The following is a 22,107-nucleotide window of genomic DNA, read 5'->3' on the forward strand; positions in this document are numbered from 1 at the left end:
GATGATGAGCAATAAAAATTCACAAAACAAACATGAAATAGTAGAAAAGAACGTTGGCCTTATGGCTATTCTGACTGTTTTTGCTATCAGTTTTGGTGCATTAGTTGAAATTACTCCGCTAATGTTCCAAGACGATACGACTAAGCCAGTAGAAGGCCTACGCCCTCTTAATGCTTTAGAAATGGAAGGCCGTGATCTTTATGTGCGTGAGGGTTGTTCTAACTGTCATTCACAAATGATTCGCCCTTTTCGTGATGAAGTTGAACGTTACGGGCACTACTCTGTAGCCGGTGAATCAGTATGGGACCATCCATTTTTATGGGGTTCTAAACGAACTGGTCCTGATTTAGCACGCGTTGGTAAACGTTACTCGGACGATTGGCATTATGCTCATTTAGTGGACCCACGGGCTGTGGTTCCTGAGTCAAACATGCCAGGCTTTCCTTGGTTAGCAGAGAATACGGTTGATACCAGCCTGACTCTGAAAAAACTACAAATTTTCCGTGATACTTTTGCTATCAACCCAGAAAACCCTAAACATCCGGGCCTGGGCTATGGCAGCGATGAAGAGCTTCAAGCTGATGTTGAAAAGGTTAACGCTATGAATAACGGCGAAGGCGCAACTGAAATGCAAGCCCTAATCGCGTATTTACAGCAACTTGGCACCCACTTGAAGTAAAAAATTATGGATTACGGAACATACAGAGGCATTTTGACTCTGGTAATTTTAGTATTGTTTATTGTGATTGTTGCATGGGCATACAGCAAGCGTAGCAAAACTCGTTTTGATAGCGCTGCTAATGCCATTTTTGAAGATGAAAAAAAACATGACAACACACTCTCTAACGAGGAAAAGGAGTCTGAAAAATGACTAGCTTTTGGAGTATTTGGGTTATTGTATTAACCCTTGCATGCTTATTCATCATCTTTGGCTTACTAGTTTGGAATTTAAAAAACTATACTGGCGTAAAAGAAGGTGAAAGCTGTGGACATGAATTTGACGGCATTGAAGAGCTAAATAACCCACTACCAAAATGGTGGACTTACATGTTCTTCGCTACTTTTATTTGGTCTGTATATTACCTTGCAGCTTACCCTGGTTTAGGTAACTGGGAAGGGTTAGGTAAATGGACTAGCTCTAATCAAGGTATTACTACTTTAGCGGAATCTAAAGAAGCAATAGCGAAAGCGAAAGAAGAAGGTCGTTTTGTAAAGCTTGATAAAGAATATGAAATTGCAGAAGAGCGCTTTGGTCCTATTTTCAATCGACTTGCACAAGTGCCGGTTTTAGATTTAGTTAATTCTAAATTTGAAGGTGATGCGGCTCAACAAGTTGCACTTGAAAACGGTGACAAACATGAGCAAACAGATGGTCAATTAGCCATCGAAATTGGTCAGCGTTTATTCTCACAAAACTGTGCTCAATGTCATGGTTCTGATGCGCGTGGTGGAACTGGCTTTCCTAACCTAACTGATAAAGATTGGTTATATGGCGGTACACCAGACAAAATTAGAGAAACACTCTTACTTGGTCGTATTGCAGCAATGCCAGCTTGGGGCCCAGCCCTTGGCGAGCAAGGTGTTAAAGAAATGACAGCACATGTGCTGAGCCTTTCTGGTCGTACAGTTAACCAAAAAGATGCAGCAGCAGGCGAAGCAAAATTTGCAATGTGCGCTGCATGTCACGGTGCTGACGGTAAAGGGTCGGTTGCACATAACCTGCCATTTGGCGCGCCAAACCTGACTGATAACATTTGGTTATATGGTGGCTCTCAACGCGCTGTTGAAGAAACACTCAACCACGGCCGTGCCGGTGTAATGCCAGCATGGAAAGACATCTTAGGTGAAGATAAAATTCACTTATTAACTGCCTATGTTTACAGTTTATCGCAAGATAAATAAGCACGCGGTTAATAAAATGTTTATAAATTAATTTATTTAATTCAATAGATTAATCCAGATCAAAAAAGCCTCCTCTGTGAGGCTTTTTTTTAGTCTTTTACGTATAATTCCTATAAAATAGCCTTTCCTAAACTAATTTTAGAGACACTATGCAACCTACTCCGTGGTATAAAAATTTTTGGCCTTGGTTTTTAATCTTTTTCCCATTAGCAGCCATTATTGGCTGTATTAGCTTATTTATTACTGCAATAGGTAACGGCCCAGACATGGTTGTTGATGACTACTACAAAAAAGGTAAAGCAATAAACTTAGAACTTAGTAAGTTTGAAAAAGCAAAAGCGCTTTACCTACATGGCGAATTAAATGTGACTAACGAGCGCGTAAGTTTCAAATTTACAAAAGGCGACAGCAGTAATGTGCATGCATTAAAACTTTCGTTTTATCATCGCACTATAAAAGCACATGACTTTGAAGCCATGCTTACTCCAAATGCAAACCAAGAATTCACGGCATTACTGAATGATTTTACACAAGGTGCCTACTCAGTATTTATTGAGCCCGTAGACGGTAGCTGGAAACTAAAAGAAAATATTATTTTACCAACTGAACAAACCGTTTTAGTTACTCCTAACTATAAGTAGTCCTAACTATGTCTAACTCTTGCTTTCATTGCCTTGAGAGTGTGCCAAACGGATTTAGTGCAAGCGTTATCATTGATGATAAAGCACAGCCAATGTGTTGCATTGGCTGTCAAGCCGTTGCGCAAAATATCGTTGATCAAGGTATGACTGATTATTATAAGTACCGTACAGTTCGTGCTGGTAAGGTCGAACAGCTAGTGCCTGAGCAACTCGCATTTATAAAAAGTTATGACAACGAAGACATTCAAGATGAGTTTATAGCCACAAACGATAGTATTTCAGAGGTATTATTAAGTGTTGAAGGCATAACTTGTGCAGCCTGTGCATGGCTCATCGAAAAACAATTGTTAAATTTAAAAACAGTAAAACGGGTTGATGTAAATACCTCAACAAATCGCGCGATGATCCAGTGGGATAAAACCCGTACACCTCTTAGTGAAATAATCACTGCACTTGCTAAAATTGGCTACAAAGCGTACCCGTTCCAATCAGATATTGAAGCGCAGCAAAAGCAACAAACTGCCAAAGCCTATATTCGCCGTTTAGGTGTTGCAGGTTTGATGACCATGCAAGTCATGATGTTTGCATTCGCCATGTACTTTGGCATGTTCTCAGGCATGGATAGTAACTTTGAGCAATATTTTAGGTGGATCAGCTTAGTACTGGCCTCGCCAGTTATTTTATATAGTGCACTTCCCTTTTTAACTAATGCCATCAATGGATTAAAGTCTAAACAGCTCAACATGGACTTACCCGTGTCGCTCGCTATTTTTGGTGCGTATGGCGCCAGTTGCTACGCCACATTTATGGAAGTGGGCGAAGTCTATTTTGAATCGGTATGCATGTTTACCTTTTTACTATTACTTGGGAAATACCTTGAATTTAGAGCGCGTTTAAAAGCCAGTGAATTTACTGCTAACCTACAAAAATTATTGCCATTAACAGCGCGCACAATGAATGATAACGGTGAAGAGCTTATAATTGCAGCCAAAAAACTAAAGCTCAATGACCTAGTGCTAATTAAAGCTGGTGAAACAATTCCTGCCGATGGTGAACTTGTTAAAGGTAAAACTACCGTTGATGAGTCAATGATGACAGGGGAGCATCAACCTGTGACTAAATTCATTGGTCACAATGTTTATGCTGGATGCGTTAATCACGACGGCGTTATTGAAATAAAAATCAATAAAATTGGTCAAAACACGCTGCTCAACCAAATTATACGCTTGCAACATAATGCACTCACTAAGCGCCCTAAATTAGTCGAAATTACTGATAAAGTAGCACAGTGGTTTATTGCCTCTTTACTTATATTTGCTTCAATTACTGCTATTGGTTGGTACCAAATAGCACCTGAGCATGCCTTTTGGATCACTATTTCTGTTTTAGTTGCTACCTGCCCATGTGCACTGAGTTTAGCCATACCAACAGCACTTACTTGCGCCGTAGCGACACTAACTCGAAAAGGCATATTAATAAAACAAGCACATGTGCTAGAAACGCTATCACAAATAACCTTATTTGCGTTTGATAAAACAGGCACTCTCACCCAAGGTAAATTTAGTCTTGATGCCGTGGACATACTCGATAAACAATACACAAAAGGCCAAATTTTAGAAATAGCGGCTATGTTAGAAAGCTACTCGGAGCACCCTATTGCCAGTGCTTTTAATGAATTTACACCCGCTCAACGCACTTTTGTCGATGTTGAAATTCACCCGGGGTTAGGAATTAGCGCGCAAGATGATATGAATCATTACGCAATAGGTAAAAGTGGCTGGTTTGATAGTAAAAAAACCAATGCACAAGCGAGCTTATATATAAACAAACAGGTAGTCGCACGTTTTTACTTTATTGATAAGATTAAAAAAGATGCCAAGCAACTTGTAGACTCACTACAATCACAAAAGCTGACATGCCACATGTTAACTGGCGATGCATCAGATGCAGGGCAAAAAATTGCTAAGCAGCTTAAGCTTAACAGTGTGCAGTCTGGATGCTCGCCACAGGATAAACAAACAGCCGTTGAGCAATGGGCTTCACAAAACGAAGTCGTTGCAATGGTCGGCGATGGCGTGAACGACAGCCCTGTATTTGCCAGCGCACATTTATCAATTGCCATGGAAACCGGTGCTGACATATCAAAAAATAGCGCTGATGTAGTGCTTCTTAATAGCGATTTAGCTTCAATCGATCATTTACTTAATGTGGCAAAACAAACCAGACGGATTATTAAGCAAAACCTTGCGCTGTCTTTATTGTACAATGGTTCGATATTACCGCTTGCTGCATTGGGCCTAGTTGCTCCGTGGATGGCTGTCATTGGCATGTCTGCCAGCTCAATTATTGTGATCTGTAATTCACTAAGGCTATTAAAGTTATGAGCATAATTTACATTTTGATCCCCATTGCTATTTTATTTGTCATTATTGCCATTGGTGTCTTTTTTTGGGCTGTAAAAAGCGAGCAGTTCTCGGATTTAAACAAGCAAGGCCACAGTATTTTGTTCGAAGACGACAAAGAGCAGCATAACAAAAGCAATGATTGACCCTCTTTATACCAGTGCATTTTTAATGGGCCTCATTGGTAGCGGCCATTGCATTGCTATGTGCGGCGGTATAGCTGGTTCATTGCAGTTAGCCAGCGACAAGCGTAAAACATTCACTTACTCATTAGCGTATAATATCGGTCGTGCACTAAGTTACATGATTGCGGGCGCGCTAGTTGCAGGAATTAGCAGCCAATTTGCCAAGCAAAATACATCTTTTTCTTTAATACTTTCATTTATTGCTGCCATTTTTATGTTACTTGTAGGCGTTTATATAATGCGTCTAGGGCCCACTTTACAATGGTTAGAAAAAATTGGAAAAACTTTAATATGGCAGCATATTGTTAAGCTTAATAAATATTTAATGCCAATAAACTCCCCTTTTAAAGCTTTAGGTTATGGTGCTTTATGGGGCTGGCTGCCTTGTGGTCTGGTATACTCAGCTTTAACTTGGGCCATGACCAGCCCAAGCGCACTAGATGGCGCTTTAGTTATGTTATGTTTTGCCTTGGGCACTTTTCCAGCAATGATCACATTAGGTGTTACCGCGCAAAAGCTAAACACACTAATTAACCATCCTTGGACCCGAATTGTATTAGGCAGCGTTATAATTTGGTATGGTATCTACTTATTGATTATTGCAACCGACAAGCTGGTACTTTAATCTAGACAACGTCGTGAATAAAAATTAAAACGGATTAAATTATGGATTTCTCTCAAAGTCGCGCTAAAGGTAATTGTGCTATTAGCTGTAATAATTGCAGTATCAGTCAATTGTGTTTGCCATTCTCACTTAATGGCCAAGAAATGGATAAGCTTGACGAAATCATTGAACGAAAGAAACCACTTCACAAAGGCGACTATTTATTTGAATCTGGTGCATCTTTAAAGGCTATTTATGCAGTGCGCTCTGGTTCATTCAAATCATATACATTATCAGAGCAAGGCGATGAGCAAATTACTGGCTTTCACCTCGCGGGCGATCTTGTTGGCTTTGATGCAATAAATAAAATGACACACCCAAGCTTTTCACAAGCATTAGAAACATCAATGGTGTGCGAAATCCCATTTGATACCCTCGATGAGCTATCAGGTAAATTACCAAAACTACGCCAACAAATAATGCGCTTAATGAGCAGTGAGATTACATACGATCAAGAAATGCTGCTATTACTCAATAAAAAATCAGCAGAGGAACGCTTAGCTAGTTTCATTTATAACTTGTCAGAGCGTTTTGGTGAGCGTGGTTTTTCGCGTAAAGAATTTAGATTTACCATGACACGCGGAGAGATTGGTAACTATTTAGGTCTAACCGTTGAAACTATAAGCCGTTTACTGAGTCGTTTTCAAAAAGCCGACTTAATAAAAGTAGAAGGCAAGTTCATTACTATTTTAGACAATAATGCACTCGCTAAAACAGCCGCAATAGTAAAGCCTTGTTAATAAATACCTCCCCCTAAAAATCAGCACTTTATTCGTAATTAGAGTGTAATTATTGCAATTACACTTCCCCTCAACTAATACTTTAGAAGTGAACTTATACAAATCAGTATAAGTATGAAAACTATTTAACGATATGAAAACTGCGATCTAATTCAGTGTAATTATCCTTACAGTGCGTTTTCATTTATACCAATCTGCTTATATATGGGGTCTATTTAATGTTAAGAAAATTACGCTAGAACAGGCAAAAATTTTTGTATTTAGTTGTTCTAAATAAAAATTTTTAACGACGTTATAGTGCAATTTAATTCGTTAAATTGATCAACGATTTATGCAGTTTGGTATTAGTCATATTGCAATCCTTATCATAGTTATAAACTTCTATTTATTAACAATATAAAAGGAATAACCTATGCCTAATATTTTATATTTCCTGTTTATCTTCTCTTTAAGTATCTTCAGTAGTCAAGCATCAAGTTCAATGTTACCTGATGATAATATTGATGACTCCCAAGTATTAAAAGAGTTAATTTTAAACACTGCGGAAAATAGCGAGTTAGTGATAGAGCAACCAGGTATTTATGATATTTGCTCAGCCATCATTTTTAGAAATATTAATAATATCGTTATTTCTGCGCAAAAAGGGGTAGTACTAAGAAAGTGTGAAAAATTTGACGGTGAATATATTTTAGCTTTTTATAACTCGCGCTTTATCACTATTGAAGGCTTCACCTTTGAAGGGTTAACAAAAGACACTGTTAATTATGTGTGGGGTGAGCAAGGCATACTCTTTGCTGGTTCTTCTGATATATCGGTACGTGATAATCAGTTTTTTAACTTTGGGGATGCCGCAATCAGAGCGACCTCTTCTCATTTATCTTCTTATGATGCGCCAATTAATTCTTTTAGAGTCAAAATTACCAATAATTACTTTGAAAATATCACGCAAGTTACCACCACTCACCCTTGGAATAATAACTTTGGTGGTACGCATGATATTACTGTTGAAAATAATATTTTTGAAGGTTTAAAAGGCTCTTTAAAATTTGCTTCCGTAAAGCCAGTGTCAAAGGGGCTAATAAAATATAATACATTTAAAAATACCAAAGGGACTGCAATTGAGCTGACCTATTATTCCGATGTTAAAATAATTGCGAATACGTTTGTAGATACAGATAAATTTATACTCAATGCGTACCCAAATAAGCCAAGCAGCGTGACAACACCATTTAATTGGGGAAATATATATTTTACGCACAACAGTATTATACGTTCTAAAGGGGGGATCAGAATACAGTCTGATGTCACAAATGAGCTCATTGACGATAAATACGTCAGAGGTATTTATATCAATAATAATCACTTTCTCAATATTGATATGACTGTTTACCCTGAAAAAAAATACTGGGATCTAATTAACTTATTCTCTCGTGGTGGGAAAAGCTATGTATTTTCTACAATTAAGAACAATACTTATAACTTACTCCCAGAAGTAAACTTTGTGAAAAAAACGAGTGGATTTATCGAGAAAAATAATACATTACTCACACCTAAAAGTGATTAGAGCGTGTTGACCTTTCGTGATTGATTTTGGTTTAAATTAACTTTCAGTCTGTTTTATAGCCATTTTAGGTTATTAATTTTTAATAACCTTGGATAAAAAATTTCTTGATTTAGAACAACAATTTTTATGCTATTCCTTTAACTGTCTTGTATTTAAGTTACACTAAAATACACCTGTTCAGTAAATGGAGTAGCATATGGACACTATTAAACGCATTATTGCGATAATCGACCCTACCAAAGACGACCAACATGGTTTGGCGCGTTCAATCGACTTAGCTAAAAAATCTGGCGCAAGTATTACCGCTTTTATGACCGTTTACGATTTTTCTTACGAGATGACGACAATGCTCTCAGGAGATGAACGTGAAGCAATGCGAAAAGCCGTTATTAAAGACCGTGAACTATGGCTAAACGATCTGGTCTCTCCTTATCAAGACCTTGATATTGAAACCCAAGTTGTGTGGCATAATCGCCCTTACGAAGCCATTATCAACACTGTTATTGAGCAGCAATATGATCTCGTTATAAAAAGCACACATCAACATGGCGCACTTAAGTCGGTTATTTTTACTCCTACTGACTGGCACTTAGTGCGGAAATGCCCTACTCCTGTATTGTTTGTGAAAGAAATGGCATGGCCTGCACACGGTAATATTTTGGCAGCTGTAAATGCTGTTAGTGAAAACGAGCAGCATATGGCGCTTAACAAACGCATTATTAAAGATGCGCAATTTCTATGTGAACTCGCCAATGCCAAGCTCAATTTAGTTAACGCCTACCCTGCAACCCCAATTAATATAGCCATTGAAATTCCTGAGTTTAATCCAGGGCTTTATAATGAGTCAGTTAAAAAACACCATATTGATTCAACCAATGAGCTTGCCGCTGAGTTTAATTTACGCCAAGAACAATGTTTTATTGAAGAAGGCTTACCTGAGGATGTAATTCCTGATGTAGCTAAGCGATTAAATAGCGAGTTAGTCGTTATTGGCACTGTTGGCCGCACGGGTTTAAGCGCAGCGCTTGTAGGTAACACCGCAGAGCATGTAATTGATAGCTTAGATTGCGATGTACTTGCACTAAAACCCGATGGTTACGTGAGCCCGATGGCAAAAAAGCGGGATTAATACCAAACTGCATAAACCTTTTAGCAGGTAACAACCCGCATGCTACTTGCTAAAAATACCTTGTTTAATTTCTTTTTTAATTACACCCTAAACTCGCATATTCAGGTGGTTTGGGTATAATACGCCCCTTTATTTTTAGCAAATAACTTTGCTGTGTTGTTTTACTAGGGGGCGTAATTGTCACATTCAGATCAAGCTAAAGCTCAATTTAACTTAAATAAGCTGCAAAAGCGTTTACGTCGCCAAACTGGTCAAGCCGTTATGGACTTCAATATGATTGAAGAAGGCGACCGTATAATGGTATGCCTTTCTGGCGGTAAAGACAGCTACACAATGCTTGAAATGCTCCAGCATTTAAAACGTGTGGCACCGATAAAGTTTGATCTTGTTGTTGTAAACCTTGATCAAAAGCAACCAGGCTTTCCTGAGCATGTTTTACCCCAGTATCTTGATAAACTAAATGTTGAATACAAAATTGTAGAAGAAGATACCTACAGTATTGTTACCGATATTATTCCTGAAGGTAAAACAACCTGTTCACTTTGCTCTCGCTTACGTCGTGGTATTTTATACCGCACAGCAAAAGAATTAGGCGCGACTAAAATTGCGCTTGGCCATCATCGCGACGATATGATTGAAACCCTATTTTTAAACATGTTTTACGGCGGTAAGCTAAAAAGTATGCCGGCTAAACTGATGAGCGATAATGGCGAGCACATGGTTATTCGCCCACTTGCATACTGTAGAGAAACCGATATAGCTCAATACGCATTTGCACAAGGCTACCCTATTATTCCGTGTAATTTATGTGGCTCACAAGAAAACCTACAGCGTAAACACACAAAAGCAATGCTTGCTAAATGGGATGCCGATCATCCAGGTCGTATCGAGAGTATTTTTACCGCGATGCAAAATGTAGTGCCTTCGCATTTAGCTGATGCCGAACTATTTGATTTTAAAAACTTACAAACAGGCGACGTTATTGACGGTGGCGATATTGCCCTTGATAAACCCGATATTCCTAAAGTCCCTGTTAATAGCGAATTTGATGAACCAAAAGTTCCTGACGTAGTAACTATCAATCTAAGCTAGCTATCGTTACGGGTTTGTATGGATATACAAACCCGTAATATTTGCCAACTCGAGCTTACTCTTTATTTTACCCCTGTGCTAAACCTTGTAAAAACTCTAAACTTAATTTTTCTTGTGCATTTACCTGATATGGTAATTGCTGCAAACTATCATAAGCAAAGTCAGTGATCTCAAAATAGCTAATTTCACTGCTGCCAAAACTATTTTTCTCGCCTGGGCTTGGCGACATTCTTTCGATGACAAAATCGCTTAGGCGCATACTTGTTATACCTTGCGGTAACACTGACCAATGCGATTTTAAATCAAGTAATTGATTACCTTCAGTCAGACGCTCTTTTGCAACCAAATGGGCAAGCGGCGTATTCCCATCATATAAATTAGCTCGAACACGGTATAAACCACTTTTTATAACGTTTAAATTAGCAGGCACAATCATATTATCATTCTGTGCATACGCTTTATTAAAGCCTGTTAACGTTGCGCTTGGTGCCATGTATTGAATTTCAGCCACAGCAGGGACTTTTTTACCCGCAATATCTGCTTGAACAAACAGTTGTATATTTCGAGGGTAACTTTCCTCCCCCTTAAACGTTATAATTGCTTCGCCTTCACGTGCACTGCCTTTGTGCGTACTAATTACTTCTTTCGTATCGGTATTGGAAAGTTCAACCACTACCTTGCCTAACCTCTGTGCATTTACATTGACAACTATGTCTTGTGGGTATGTAAAGCGATACTGTTTAAGACTAACGGTAAGCGCTGCGCCGCTTTCATCAATAGGACTCGATACAGGGTAAAACTGATTTGGTTTTAAGCGGTCTTCATCCAAAGCGCTTATCGGCTGAGAGTATGGAGGAAACTTTAGCGCATTTTCGTATTGCATTGCTACCAGATCAGCTGCTTGCGATAAATTATCATCAAAAATAACGTGTTGTTTTGACGCTTGAGCTGGCTTTTTATTTTTAGGTAAATCGATAGGAATAACTTTAACTGGCTGTGTATCAAGCGTACTTTGCATTTTTTTTACCGGTAACGTAGTATGTTCAACCGACTTATTAGACTCATTTTTATTCGTAAACCACAGCGCAAATAAAGTAACGCTAACAATTAAAGCTATCGCATAAAATTTTTTCATCGTTTATGTCTTTATCCTTTATAAAACATGAGGCTTTGTACCAATTCGCTTAATTAAATAATTTATTTTGAGGTAAGCAAACCGTGTCGATAACAAGGCAAATTTTTAACGCCGTTAGCACCTGGTTTAATCCCTCAAGTTGATTACGTATTATTGCAAATTGGTATTATCTTTAATCACACACTTTTTTGCTTTTATAATTAGTGTGTGCTCATCAGATAAAAGCTCAATAAAACGTTAAACAATATTATTGAGCCATTTAACTCGTTAAAATAAACTTAATAAAATTGAGAGTAAATCACGGGATCACGTTATAAATAAGCGCTGATGCACTCACGTTATTTGAATCCTTGACGTAACGGTACTCTTTTTTCCAAAACCAACTCCCCGTTGTTTTATCAAATGTCTTAAAGCCTATATTGTTGTCTTCTACATTTACATTATTCATCGCAATGGTTACATTGCCTTTTCGTTGCGCATTATGAATTTCGCTATGATTGTAGCTTTTACTCATCATTATTGGGTAGTGATTCGGCATAAAACTAGTCACAGCATTTCCTTGTGACTTTAAATGACCATCTGTATCAATATTACCACTGCAGCTACCAAACGATTTTGCAGCACTCGCGCCACACGATGAATGCGATGCAACAACCGAATCATCATTTCCTTTTAAAAAACCACCCGTTAAACCCAAATAAGCATTTCCGTCGGCAACAAAACGTAAACGCGGTGTGCGTGCATCTGGAAACGGTGAAATTTTACGCGCATTATTTACTTTTAAATCGTGTAGAACACCTACAGCTTCAGTAACCTCGCCCCCAAGCCACCATTTGAGTGCAGCATCAACCGCAAAGTTCCATGATGCCCCAGTTAATGCACTTACAGCAACATCAGCCAATTCACTTCCGCCACCAGCACCTGCTAAATCGAACGTAGCAACAATATTAAGTGGTTTTAAACCTGCATTTTCCAGCCAGTTTTCTTGGTTATCTATAATATGGCGAGCAATTAAATCCCCTGTTGAATGGGTTACAAACACACAACCTTGCTCACACAAGTTAGACTGTGACATTTGCTTTAATTTAGGCCACACCCAATCAGTGGCTATCTTTCCTTCCACCCTTTCATAAGCGGGCCAATCAATTCGCTCATCCGCACGGCTATTCCAATATGATTGCCAATATGTTTCACCATCATTAACAACATCACTCCCCGACTTATTCACTATTTGTGATACCTGTAAACCATGAATAAGTACAATTTTGTAGTCTTTACTCGCGGCAGAAAAGCTCATAAGCATAGCCAGTCCTGCGCCAAGTAAATGGCTGGCTTTTATTAGCCCTAATGTGCGCTTTTTATTGTTCATACCATTCCTTAATGTTGTGTGTTCAGTGTTTTTTATTATTTAAGGTATTCGTGTATAACCTGCGCAAACGTGTTAGTTCACACATTCATCAGTATTAGGATTAAACAACAAAATTGCAACAATTTATTATCATTTAACTTGTTCTAAAATTAAATTCACTTATAAACAAGTAATTAAAAAAATATCGTTGTGGTATTTGAAATTATAACGAGGAAGTATCAGTAACTAACCTGAACTTTGGTTAAGAGATTTACTAACGTATTGAACAATGGTGATATTTAAATTTATTTTCTCTAGCCAGAGATTTTCAGTGAAAACAAGGCGAATTTACGCGTCAATAGCGGGCCTATTGCAAGTAAATTCAACGCAGTTAGCGCTGAAAATAGCTGCTCGAGATAGATTTATTATCCAGTTAACTAATAAGGCAAGGCTTGTATGAGTGTAGTGGCACAGTAACCCACTTTAAGCCGCCGTTTTGGGGAAGTTTATTTTTTGAGGTCTTTTAAAGGCTGCATTTAGCACATTAAAGACGTGATAACAACAGTCACAACCCGACCCGATATATGTTGAGCTGCTGCATGGTATTGTTAGCAAATGCAAAGTCGGGGATCGTATCCACTAAACTTGCACCTGATTTTAAAGCAATGTTAATGCTAGCTACATTTTGTTCTAAACATCTAAACTCAATGACTTTAGCGCTTGTATTTTTGAGTATGTTTGGCACTCTGGCGATTACTTGACTGATAATACCATTTCCTTGTGTATCACTACCTAACCAGTAACCAAGTTCCGCTATATTCAGCTCAGGACAAATAGACTTAACAGCAAAAACACCACTCAGATTATCTTTAAAATAAATCTTAAACCACCGCGAACCATTAAGCCCGCTGTTTACTCTGTCAGATACATATTTTTTAGTCGACTCAAAATTATTTACATCCTCTACTCAAGGCAAAAACTGCCCTAAACTTGCTCTACTTAAATTAACAACCCTTAATATATCCGCAGCATCGCTTTCCACTAAAGGAGCTAATTTAATCTGTTCTGTAATTTGAATATGCAAGTGTTCTTCCTTGTGAGTATTAATTTTTATAGTTGTAAGTTTAAGACTACAGCTCACTCTTAAGTAGCCCCAAACTCATTTAACGGCTGAATAACCTTTTATTTATTAAAAGATACAGAAAAGTATTACTCTAGGGCAACGCTTTTTTTATGTTACTTACTTAAAGTTTGATTAAGTAAAAGCATGAGCGAGGGATAAGTAGGCGTTCCATAATTTTGATGTACGGAGTCAAGATTTGACCCTGAGGGATCCCCACAATTGCTAATGAGCTACAAGCACTCACGGCAATCCTTATTTAATTGCTTGAGTGCTTCTAAAAAAGTTTTCAGTTTTATTTTATAACCAAATTTTTCGAAGTATTGCGTCCCCAAACTAAAGCTAGACAGCACGTTTCTATCCTTTATCGTATTCGCCTGAAAGCTTCTATGCACATTCAATATTTTTGCCGTTAAACCTGCTAGCCAAAGGATAAAATTAGCAATTAATGCAATCAATAATGCGATATTCAAGCGGCCTTTTTCATAGCTACGACAATGACGTAAGTTCAAACCATTACTCGTGTTTTTTAAGTCTCGAAAGGACTCTTCTATCTGCATTCGCTGGCTGTAAATTTTAACCATATCTTGCGCTGAATAATTAATATTGCACAGTGAGGTAAATAATAACCATGGCTCCGTGGCGCCTTTAGCATGTTTCAAGCTTACGCTGCAGCGAATCGTTTTTCCTCGAAGATTTTTCTTTTTTCTTTGTTTAGGCTTTGATTTAAACAAGTAAAAGTGACCACTCAATGAATTGGCTTTAGCGAGTTGTGTTTCAAATAGATAAGCGGGTTTTGCTGTCGCTTTAGAATAAAGTGTTTTTACTGGTGACCAACACGTATCATCTTCTGGCTTTTGATATTGTGTTTGATGCCTCACTCTGCCTAAAAAATCCCAACCAAATTTAAGCACTAATTTAAACCAAGGGTTACGAAATCCTGCATCGGTAACGATGATCGGCTTGCAATCAGAAGGTAATATTGATTTAAGTGTTTTGAGGAAATCCTTATGCACGCTTTGCTTCATGTATTCACATTCACGAAAGCTTTGCTCATAGATTGTCATTGCTCGACCTTTAACTGGCACTGCTGCTCGTAATAAATGAAACTCGCCACAAGGTGTTAACCCTGACCAATCAATCGTCACGCATGGGCGTCTAATTTGACCTATAACGCGGCGAGTAATTTCTTGGTAATAATGGTAGCGAGAATGCAGGACGCGAGGGTTGCCAAATAACCTATCTATTCGTTTAATATTGTGTTTAACCTTCGCGTTGCTCTTTAATTTTCGCCCTAAAGCAGCAATGGATAAGAACTTATGTTGGCAGAGTGTTTCTACAGCTTTCATTAATGTGCAGTGGTTACGCTTATCAATAATACCCGCTGTGTTAGAAAAAGTTTTATGTAATAATTTACCCAAGTGCATAGTCGATTTACTCTGTAATTTCTTTGGTCGGAAAAAACATATAAGATCAAAATTGGCTGTGCACTTCAACTGTTTTTTAAGCTACTTTATTGATTTATAGTATCAAATTGTGGGGATTCGTCAGGATTTGACCCTTAGGATTTATTTGAAAAGCAAAGCAATTCACAGTTCAAAAGCTAAGAGAAGCTAAAGTAATAGTGGCTGATGTATTCTTAGATGGTGTATCACTTTCAAATCAATTACTTGATAATAAGCTAGCTGTTACATATTCTGGCGGCAAGAAAAAACATGACTGGTGTAATATTAAGTCTTTAAAAAGTTAATTTAAGAGGGAATTTAAATGAGTACCTATGAAACTTACTCTAAACGACAAGCTAGATTAAATGGCGATCAAGTTGATGTTTACCAATATGACTACTTGCCTGATAAATTGAAAAATCAAATTATTCATATTTGGAATGATGTGATCGGTAACTATGAAAATTGGGATAATGGTCATGTGTACCAAATATATGGACACTTTCATAATATTTTGTGTCGAGAAATGGGCGTATTTGAACTTCCACATAATAATTTATTGACCAAAGATAAACCAAGTTTAGCAATAATAAATTTTTTTACTAAAGCCCAAAGAATAAATCAGAACCTTGACGTTATTGAGCTGATTTTTAGAGGGATAAATAGTTTTCACGATAGATTCAATAAAGATGAAGTTGAAAAGCCATAAATGAGTTAAATATTCGACTCAAAGAAAATGCGGTAGGTTACCAATTCTTAAATAATGAAATTATCCGAATTGATTCTGAGATCATACACGCAGAAGCAGTTGTACCAGCTTTAAGGTTACTCAACCTAAAAGATTATGAAGGTGCAGAAGCTGAGTTTCTAAAGGCTCATGAAGCATACAGAAAAGGTGAAAATAGCACTGCTATTATAGAGTGCAATAATGCTTTTGAAAGTGTAATGAAAGTTATCATTCATAAACAAGGTTGGCTTTATGATTCAGCTGAAAATGCAACTGATTCTTCTGAAAGGAAAGCTAAGACAAGAGCAAGTGCTAGTGGTTTAATTAAAATATGCTTTGAAAATAAGTTATTTCCAGATTATTTACAATCTCAATTGACTTCTTTAAGAACATTGCTTGAAAGTAGTATACCAACTATAAGAAACAAAAATGGTCCTCATGGGGCTGGTTTACAGACTGTAGATATTCCCACTTCATTAGCATCGTTCACGCTGCATATGACTGCTTCAACAATATTGTTCCTAATAGAGTCAGAAAAAAATTTAGCAATTATTGAAAGGATTTAAGAATTTATGGATAAAGCCACATATGGGTTAATAGGTGTTTGTCTTGGTTTTGTTTTAGGGATATTTAAAGATTGGTATCTTCAACACTTAAAACGTAAAAAAGAATATGAGTACCTTTCTATTCGGGTCGTATGTGAGCTTGATCGTTTTGTATATGGCTGCATAGATGTAATTAATGATAACGGAACTGTATGTGGTCAATATGATAAAAACGGCTATGCGATTGTACAAGTTGAACCACCAAGCTTTGAACCTTATAAGTTAGATGTAGAATGGAAATCACTACCGCACAAATTGATGTATGAGACTTTAAACTTTCCGAATAAAATAGAAAATGCGAATGAAATAATATCAGCAGCATTTGAGTATGATGATCTACCAACTTATGATAGAGGGTTCGATGCTCGGCATTTTCATTATACTGAATTAGGAATTCAAGCATTAGAATTAGCAAGTAAGCTGAGAATTTTGGCTGGACTACCTCCTTCAGAAGCATCAGTGTATTGCGATCCAAGTGAAATATTGCCTAAGAAAAAAATAGAGTTAGAAGAACGTAAAAAGTTGAAAGAGCAACATTATAGAGAAGTTGTAGAAAATTTAAATAAAAGTTCAGACGGTACTAAGAGCTAAATTTACTTTTTGTTTACAATTCACTTGCTGAATTCAACAATCTTATATTCAATATAATATCTATATAAGGAAGATAGATTATGGTGATTTTTATTTTAGTTCTACTCGGGGCTTTTCTATAAACCAGAGAAACCAGAGGGGTCAAATCCTGACGAATCCCCACAATTTGATACTATAAATCAATAAAGTAGCTTAAAAAACAGTTGAAGTGCACAGCCAATTTTGATCTTATATGTTTTTTCCGACCAAAGAAATTACAGAGTAAATCGACTATGCACTTGGGTAAATTATTACATAAAACTTTTTCTAACACAGCGGGTATTATTGATAAGCGTAACCACTGCACATTAATGAAAGCTGTAGAAACACTCTGCCAACATAAGTTCTTATCCATTGCTGCTTTAGGGCGAAAATTAAAGAGCAACGCGAAGGTTAAACACAATATTAAACGAATAGATAGGTTATTTGGCAACCCTCGCGTCCAGCATTCTCGCTACCATTATTACCAAGAAATTACTCGCCGCGTTATAGGTCAAATTAGACGCCCATGTGTGACGATTGATTGGTCTGGGTTAACACCTTGTGGCGAGTTTCATTTATTACGAGCAGCAGTGCCAGTTAAAGGTCGAGCAATGACAATCTATGAGCAAAGCTTTCGTGAATGTGAATACATGAAGCAAAGCGTGCATAAGGATTTCCTCAAAACACTTAAATCAATATTACCTTCTGATTGCAAGCCGATCATCGTTACCGATGCAGGATTTCGTAACCCTTGGTTTAAATTAGTGCTTAAATTTGGTTGGGATTTTTTAGGCAGAGTGAGGCATCAAACACAATATCAAAAGCCAGAAGATGATACGTGTTGGTCACCAGTAAAAACACTTTATTCTAAAGCGACAGCAAAACCCGCTTATCTATTTGAAACACAACTCGCTAAAGCCAATTCATTGAGTGGTCACTTTTACTTGTTTAAATCAAAGCCTAAACAAAGAAAAAAGAAAAATCTTCGAGGAAAAACGATTCGCTGCAGCGTAAGCTTGAAACATGCTAAAGGCGCCACGGAGCCATGGTTATTATTTACCTCACTGTGCAATATTAATTATTCAGCGCAAGATATGGTTAAAATTTACAGCCAGCGAATGCAGATAGAAGAGTCCTTTCGAGACTTAAAAAACACGAGTAATGGTTTGAACTTACGTCATTGTCGTAGCTATGAAAAAGGCCGCTTGAATATCGCATTATTGATTGCATTAATTGCTAATTTTATCCTTTGGCTAGCAGGTTTAACGGCAAAAATATTGAATGTGCATAGAAGCTTTCAGGCGAATACGATAAAGGATAGAAACGTGCTGTCTAGCTTTAGTTTGGGGACGCAATACTTCGAAAAATTTGGTTATAAAATAAAACTGAAAACTTTTTTAGAAGCACTCAAGCAATTAAATAAGGATTGCCGTGAGTGCTTGTAGCTCATTAGCAATTGTGGGGATCCCTCAGGATTTGACCCCTTTGGTTTCTGTAATTTCTTTGGTCGGAAAAAACATATAAGATCAAAATTGGCTGTGCACTTCAACTGTTTTTTAAGCTACTTTATTGATTTATAGTATCAAATTGTGGGGATTCGTCAGGGTCAAATCTTGACTTCATACATCATAATTAATTAGCTGTTTATATTCGCCGAAACTCAAATAAGTTACTGTGTCGGATGGCGCTTCGCTTATCCGACCTACGTTTTCAAATATATAATGCGGGGTTATTGGGTGTGGGTATTGGAGGTTCGTTGGGTTTCGCTACGCTCTACCCAACCTACGCGTTTGTCTTAAATTTTTACGCAGACAAAAATGGCGTTGCCTGAGCGCTCTGCCCATAGGGTTATTTTGTCGTAGTCATGTTCAAATATCTGGATTTCGAAGTACGGCTTTAGGGCTTCTTTAAGCTCGGTATAACTAAAAGCAACCATTGGGTGCTCGTCGTGCCATACGAGTGTTTTGTCTGCGGTGGTTTTTTCTATGCTGAGTTTTAATAACTGTTTGCTACCGCTGCCACTGTAGTGCCAACCTGAGCGAAATGTGAAGAAGCTATTTTCGCTTGTTGCGGTGTGCTCTACAAATGAATCGCTGTCGATTTTGTTTTTATCAACCGTGTTAAAACAAAATATTCCACCCACGTTTAATGCATTATGTACACTGGCAAGGCACTCTTTTAACTTATTAATGCCATCGCAGTAATGGATTGAATACAAAAAGCAGGTAATTAAATCCACGTGCTTGGTGACTTTAAATTCACTCATGTTTTGCAATGAAAATTGTGCTTCTGGGCAACGAATTTTTGCTTTATCAAGCATTGGCTGATTAATATCAAGCCCACTACTTTGATAGCCGTTATCAATAAAGTGGCGTACATGCGGACCTGTACCACAGGCTAAATCGAGATGGATATTTCCGCTATTACCAAAAATTTGGTGCAGCCTGTGAATAGAATTGCTCTGGGCTTGATAATCTATATCTGCGCACATTAAGTCGTAGTAATCAGAAAGGTCTGTGTAAAGCGCGTTTGCGGACATATAGGCCTAGTGGTAAGTAGTAGAATATTTTTAAGTCGCGCATAGTAAACTAATTATGACTATTAGCGAAGAAGATATGAGCTTTAGGGTTGTCGGATGGCGCTTCGCTTATCCGACCTACGTAATATAACTTTAAGCTGCGCTTTAACTAATTCCTAAATACTTATGCACTTGTATTGATAGGCGCCAGTTTTTAGCAATACAGGTGTCGATTGCGAGTTTAGTTGCTGATACTTTTTGGCTAATTGGCTGTAAATAAACAAGCTTTGGGTTAACGCCTGTTTTAGCAAATAATTCTTCTAGCTCTTCTACGTGCTTTTGCATAGCAACGGGGTGTTTAATCTCGTTTGCACGCTTCATCGCGCTGGTAAGTACTTCGTAACCGCCGCGCATATTAATTTTTGGCGATACCGTTACCCATGTTTGCTCTGGTGCGAGTATTTCAAACGTGCCGCTGGTTTCTATTTGTGTGCTAAACCCGTGTTCGTGTAATAAGTTACAGACTGGATTTAAATCAAACATGCATGGCTCGCCGCCGGTAATTACAACATGCTTTGCGGTATACCCACGCGATTGAAACAAGGCTAAAATTTGCTCTGCACTGGCGTTAGCCCAATGATCTGAGTCGGCTTTTTTTTCTACGGTTTCATCCAGCGATACTTTATATACATTATCAACATCCCACGTTTGCTTAGTGTCGCACCAAGAGCAACCTACAGGGCAGCCTTGCAGGCGTAAAAATATTGAGGGTGTGCCAGTAAAGCTAGCTTCACCTTGAATGGTTTCAAACACTTCATTAATTTTGTACAAAAGAGATCTCACTTACTACCTAGCAGCCAAATTGCTACTATTAAAAAACCAAAAAGCGCTGTGCAAAAATTGTTATTTAAGCTGCGGCCGTGTAGTATATCGCGCCCTGATATAAACCTCTATTAAAACTAAGAGCAAAACAGATATGACGCAAAAAGTAGTTGTTATTTATTCCGGCGGTATGGATTCATTTACCGTATTAAATAAAGCCCTGCAACAAGGCCATGATGTATATGCCCTTTCATTTGACTATGGGCAGCGTCATGTAAAAGAGCTTAAAGTGGCAGCAAGTGTGTGTGAGAAACTAAACGTGCCGCACAAAATTGTTGATATTTCGGCGATTAACCAACTTATTGGTGGCTCATCACTTACTGATGATATTGATGTGCCTGAAGGCCACTACGAAGAAGAGAGCATGAAAAGTACGATTGTACCTAATCGTAATATGATTTTGCTCTCGCTTGCTGTTGGTTACGCGGTATCACTTAAAGCTGGCCAAGTTTATTACGGCGCTCACTCTGGGGATCATGCTATTTACCCTGACTGCCGTCCTGAATTTGTGCAAAAAATGGATGATGTGTGTCGTATTGCGAACTACGACGCGGTAGAAATTTTTAGCCCGTATTTAAATAATACTAAAATTGGTATTTTAACCGACGGTATTGAAATGGGTTTAGATTACAGCCAAACGTGGACCTGTTATAACGGCCGTGAAAAGGCCTGTGGTAAATGTGGCGCGTGCCAAGAACGCCTTGAAGCATTTGCACTAAATAACATTACAGATCCGTTAGAATACGAATAAGCCGCAATTAATTAGTAATGTAATTGCTGCAAATAAAAAAGGCTATCATCGATAGCCTTTTTTGTTTGTCAGGTTTTAAGTGACTGGTATTGATTACAACCAGCGTTTTACACGCGCTTTATAGGCGGTAAACTCTTCGCCAAATAATTTAGTGAGCGCGCGTTCCTCTGGAATTATTTGAAAAAGCGTTAAATACGCAATAAATCCAACAATACAAAGCATTGCCCACAACGAGCCTAACCAAATACCCCACCCCGTTAAAATAAATGCAAAACCCACATACATTGGATTACGAGAGATTTTATAAATACCGCTCGTAATAAGTTTTGACGCTTGTTCAGGTTTATTAGGGTTTACCGTGGTATTTGCTATTTTAAAACTCGCCACACCCGCAATACAAAACGCACACCCAATAATGACTAAACTTGCCGCTAAGTAGGTAATAAATGCGGTGAAATCAATAACACTGTAATGCGCAATAAGCGCCATTATGCCTGCAAAAAACAGCACAACAATAACCGGTGGAATTTTATTATTTAACATGGCAACTCACTGTATTGACAAAAGTATGTTTATTATATGGTGGCTATGCAGCCATTAAACAATATCTTAAGTGTATAAATGATGAACGCTAATTAGCTAAAA

At 37.9% G+C, this 22,107-nt stretch carries 22 protein-coding genes and 1 pseudogene; 16 read left to right on the forward strand and 7 right to left on the reverse strand.

Going from position 1 to position 22,107, the window contains the following annotated elements; all coding sequences use genetic code 11:
- Window positions 1-4 precede the first annotated feature (4 nt).
- The 11 genes from ccoO (at window position 5) to ttcA (ending at window position 10,319) form a co-directional block, all read left to right on the forward strand.
- Window positions 5-679 (forward strand): cytochrome-c oxidase, cbb3-type subunit II, encoded by a 675-nt coding sequence (gene ccoO / locus PALI_RS09075; RefSeq protein WP_077538299.1) that lies wholly within the window; start codon window positions 5-7, stop codon window positions 677-679.
- A 6-nt stretch (window positions 680-685) separates the two neighbouring features.
- Window positions 686-871, forward strand: coding sequence for a cbb3-type cytochrome oxidase subunit 3 (locus PALI_RS09080; RefSeq protein WP_010554061.1), 186 nt, complete (start codon window positions 686-688; stop codon window positions 869-871).
- On the forward strand, window positions 868-1,902 hold the full coding sequence (gene ccoP / locus PALI_RS09085; protein ID WP_193155643.1) for a cytochrome-c oxidase, cbb3-type subunit III: 1,035 nt from the start codon (window positions 868-870) through the stop codon (window positions 1,900-1,902). The genes PALI_RS09080 and ccoP overlap by 4 nt, the downstream gene beginning before the upstream one ends.
- 149 nt (window positions 1,903-2,051) lie before the next feature.
- Window positions 2,052-2,543 (forward strand): FixH family protein, encoded by a 492-nt coding sequence (locus PALI_RS09090; RefSeq protein WP_182701394.1) that lies wholly within the window; start codon window positions 2,052-2,054, stop codon window positions 2,541-2,543.
- 8 nt (window positions 2,544-2,551) lie between these two features.
- The gene (locus PALI_RS09095) at window positions 2,552-4,927 is read left to right on the forward strand and encodes a heavy metal translocating P-type ATPase (protein WP_193155644.1); all 2,376 of its coding nucleotides are present in this window, start codon (window positions 2,552-2,554) and stop codon (window positions 4,925-4,927) included.
- On the forward strand, window positions 4,924-5,091 hold the full coding sequence (gene ccoS, locus PALI_RS09100) for a cbb3-type cytochrome oxidase assembly protein CcoS (RefSeq protein WP_002963071.1): 168 nt from the start codon (window positions 4,924-4,926) through the stop codon (window positions 5,089-5,091). The genes PALI_RS09095 and ccoS overlap by 4 nt, the downstream gene beginning before the upstream one ends.
- A complete protein-coding gene (locus PALI_RS09105) occupies window positions 5,084-5,755 on the forward strand; it encodes a sulfite exporter TauE/SafE family protein (protein ID WP_138586837.1) in 672 nt (223 codons plus the stop codon). Before ccoS ends, PALI_RS09105 begins: the two co-directional genes overlap by 8 nt.
- 41 nt (window positions 5,756-5,796) lie before the next feature.
- The gene (locus tag PALI_RS09110; protein ID WP_193155645.1) at window positions 5,797-6,534 is read left to right on the forward strand and encodes an FNR family transcription factor; all 738 of its coding nucleotides are present in this window, start codon (window positions 5,797-5,799) and stop codon (window positions 6,532-6,534) included.
- 412 nt (window positions 6,535-6,946) lie between these two features.
- Entirely contained in the window at window positions 6,947-8,098 is a 1,152-nt protein-coding gene (locus PALI_RS09115) for a right-handed parallel beta-helix repeat-containing protein (protein ID WP_193155646.1), read from the forward strand.
- A 196-nt stretch (window positions 8,099-8,294) separates the two neighbouring features.
- Complete coding sequence (gene uspE, locus PALI_RS09120; protein ID WP_138584747.1) at window positions 8,295-9,227, forward strand: universal stress protein UspE; 933 nt, start codon at window positions 8,295-8,297, stop codon at window positions 9,225-9,227.
- Window positions 9,228-9,404: 177 nt separating this feature from the next.
- Window positions 9,405-10,319 (forward strand): tRNA 2-thiocytidine(32) synthetase TtcA, encoded by a 915-nt coding sequence (gene ttcA / locus PALI_RS09125; protein WP_193155647.1) that lies wholly within the window; start codon window positions 9,405-9,407, stop codon window positions 10,317-10,319.
- Between the two features lie 67 nt (window positions 10,320-10,386).
- On the opposite strand, the gene PALI_RS09130 is transcribed toward ttcA, so the two are convergent.
- The 4 genes and pseudogenes from PALI_RS09130 to PALI_RS09145 form a co-directional block, all read right to left on the reverse strand.
- Window positions 10,387-11,454: a hypothetical protein gene (locus PALI_RS09130; protein ID WP_193155648.1), complete on the reverse strand. Its 1,068-nt coding sequence runs from the start codon at window positions 11,452-11,454 to the stop codon at window positions 10,387-10,389.
- 298 nt (window positions 11,455-11,752) lie between these two features.
- Window positions 11,753-12,823 (reverse strand): hypothetical protein, encoded by a 1,071-nt coding sequence (locus PALI_RS09135; RefSeq protein WP_077538313.1) that lies wholly within the window; start codon window positions 12,821-12,823, stop codon window positions 11,753-11,755.
- Window positions 12,824-13,367: 544 nt separating this feature from the next.
- Window positions 13,368-13,751, reverse strand: a pseudogene (locus PALI_RS09140) (GNAT family N-acetyltransferase); the annotation flags it as partial.
- 404 nt (window positions 13,752-14,155) lie between these two features.
- Window positions 14,156-15,349 carry an IS4 family transposase gene (locus PALI_RS09145; protein ID WP_193154469.1) on the reverse strand — a complete coding sequence of 398 codons (1,194 nt, stop codon included), beginning with the start codon at window positions 15,347-15,349 and terminating at the stop codon, window positions 14,156-14,158.
- Window positions 15,350-15,689: 340 nt separating this feature from the next.
- Between PALI_RS09145 and PALI_RS09150 the strand changes: the two genes are divergently transcribed.
- The 4 genes from PALI_RS09150 (at window position 15,690) to PALI_RS09165 (ending at window position 18,756) form a co-directional block, all read left to right on the forward strand.
- Window positions 15,690-16,076, forward strand: coding sequence for an AbiJ-NTD4 domain-containing protein (locus PALI_RS09150; RefSeq protein ID WP_193155649.1), 387 nt, complete (start codon window positions 15,690-15,692; stop codon window positions 16,074-16,076).
- 11 nt (window positions 16,077-16,087) lie between these two features.
- Complete coding sequence (locus PALI_RS20330) at window positions 16,088-16,660, forward strand: STM4504/CBY_0614 family protein (protein ID WP_404935933.1); 573 nt, start codon at window positions 16,088-16,090, stop codon at window positions 16,658-16,660.
- A 6-nt stretch (window positions 16,661-16,666) separates the two neighbouring features.
- The gene (locus tag PALI_RS09160) at window positions 16,667-17,290 is read left to right on the forward strand and encodes a hypothetical protein (RefSeq protein WP_193155651.1); all 624 of its coding nucleotides are present in this window, start codon (window positions 16,667-16,669) and stop codon (window positions 17,288-17,290) included.
- A 272-nt stretch (window positions 17,291-17,562) separates the two neighbouring features.
- Window positions 17,563-18,756, forward strand: coding sequence for an IS4 family transposase (locus tag PALI_RS09165; protein ID WP_193155120.1), 1,194 nt, complete (start codon window positions 17,563-17,565; stop codon window positions 18,754-18,756).
- A gap of 350 nt (window positions 18,757-19,106) precedes the next feature.
- Here PALI_RS09165 and PALI_RS09170 read toward each other — a convergent pair whose 3' ends face one another.
- Together PALI_RS09170 and queE are read right to left on the reverse strand one after the other, a co-directional pair.
- Window positions 19,107-19,850, reverse strand: coding sequence for a class I SAM-dependent DNA methyltransferase (locus tag PALI_RS09170; RefSeq protein WP_193155652.1), 744 nt, complete (start codon window positions 19,848-19,850; stop codon window positions 19,107-19,109).
- Window positions 19,851-19,994: 144 nt separating this feature from the next.
- Window positions 19,995-20,660 (reverse strand): 7-carboxy-7-deazaguanine synthase QueE, encoded by a 666-nt coding sequence (gene queE, locus PALI_RS09175; protein WP_024591014.1) that lies wholly within the window; start codon window positions 20,658-20,660, stop codon window positions 19,995-19,997.
- 145 nt (window positions 20,661-20,805) lie between these two features.
- On the opposite strand from queE, the gene queC reads away from it, so the two are divergent.
- Window positions 20,806-21,462 (forward strand): 7-cyano-7-deazaguanine synthase QueC, encoded by a 657-nt coding sequence (queC, locus tag PALI_RS09180; RefSeq protein WP_007583902.1) that lies wholly within the window; start codon window positions 20,806-20,808, stop codon window positions 21,460-21,462.
- 93 nt (window positions 21,463-21,555) lie between these two features.
- On the opposite strand, the gene PALI_RS09185 is transcribed toward queC, so the two are convergent.
- Entirely contained in the window at window positions 21,556-22,005 is a 450-nt protein-coding gene (locus PALI_RS09185; RefSeq protein ID WP_193155653.1) for a methyltransferase family protein, read from the reverse strand.
- Between the last annotated feature and the right edge of the window lie 102 nt (window positions 22,006-22,107).

The organism is Pseudoalteromonas aliena SW19 (genome assembly GCF_014905615.1).
GTDB lineage: Bacteria > Pseudomonadota > Gammaproteobacteria > Enterobacterales > Alteromonadaceae > Pseudoalteromonas > Pseudoalteromonas aliena.

What these genes read in the sequence shown, in the direction of transcription:
- ccoO (WP_077538299.1), top strand. Translation starts at nt 5, where the DNA reads ATGAGCAATAAAAATTCACAAAACAAACATGAAATAGTAGAAAAGAAC.
- PALI_RS09080 (WP_010554061.1), top strand. Translation starts at nt 686, where the DNA reads ATGGATTACGGAACATACAGAGGCATTTTGACTCTGGTAATTTTAGTA.
- ccoP (WP_193155643.1), top strand. Translation starts at nt 868, where the DNA reads ATGACTAGCTTTTGGAGTATTTGGGTTATTGTATTAACCCTTGCATGC.
- PALI_RS09090 (WP_182701394.1), top strand. Translation starts at nt 2,052, where the DNA reads ATGCAACCTACTCCGTGGTATAAAAATTTTTGGCCTTGGTTTTTAATC.
- PALI_RS09095 (WP_193155644.1), top strand. Translation starts at nt 2,552, where the DNA reads ATGTCTAACTCTTGCTTTCATTGCCTTGAGAGTGTGCCAAACGGATTT.
- ccoS (WP_002963071.1), top strand. Translation starts at nt 4,924, where the DNA reads ATGAGCATAATTTACATTTTGATCCCCATTGCTATTTTATTTGTCATT.
- PALI_RS09105 (WP_138586837.1), top strand. Translation starts at nt 5,084, where the DNA reads ATGATTGACCCTCTTTATACCAGTGCATTTTTAATGGGCCTCATTGGT.
- PALI_RS09110 (WP_193155645.1), top strand. Translation starts at nt 5,797, where the DNA reads ATGGATTTCTCTCAAAGTCGCGCTAAAGGTAATTGTGCTATTAGCTGT.
- PALI_RS09115 (WP_193155646.1), top strand. Translation starts at nt 6,947, where the DNA reads ATGCCTAATATTTTATATTTCCTGTTTATCTTCTCTTTAAGTATCTTC.
- uspE (WP_138584747.1), top strand. Translation starts at nt 8,295, where the DNA reads ATGGACACTATTAAACGCATTATTGCGATAATCGACCCTACCAAAGAC.
- PALI_RS09130 (WP_193155648.1), bottom strand. Translation starts at nt 11,454, where the DNA reads ATGAAAAAATTTTATGCGATAGCTTTAATTGTTAGCGTTACTTTATTT.
- PALI_RS09135 (WP_077538313.1), bottom strand. Translation starts at nt 12,823, where the DNA reads ATGAACAATAAAAAGCGCACATTAGGGCTAATAAAAGCCAGCCATTTA.
- PALI_RS09145 (WP_193154469.1), bottom strand. Translation starts at nt 15,349, where the DNA reads ATGCACTTGGGTAAATTATTACATAAAACTTTTTCTAACACAGCGGGT.
- PALI_RS09150 (WP_193155649.1), top strand. Translation starts at nt 15,690, where the DNA reads ATGAGTACCTATGAAACTTACTCTAAACGACAAGCTAGATTAAATGGC.
- PALI_RS09160 (WP_193155651.1), top strand. Translation starts at nt 16,667, where the DNA reads ATGGATAAAGCCACATATGGGTTAATAGGTGTTTGTCTTGGTTTTGTT.
- PALI_RS09165 (WP_193155120.1), top strand. Translation starts at nt 17,563, where the DNA reads ATGCACTTGGGTAAATTATTACATAAAACTTTTTCTAACACAGCGGGT.
- PALI_RS09170 (WP_193155652.1), bottom strand. Translation starts at nt 19,850, where the DNA reads ATGTCCGCAAACGCGCTTTACACAGACCTTTCTGATTACTACGACTTA.
- queC (WP_007583902.1), top strand. Translation starts at nt 20,806, where the DNA reads ATGACGCAAAAAGTAGTTGTTATTTATTCCGGCGGTATGGATTCATTT.
- PALI_RS09185 (WP_193155653.1), bottom strand. Translation starts at nt 22,005, where the DNA reads ATGTTAAATAATAAAATTCCACCGGTTATTGTTGTGCTGTTTTTTGCA.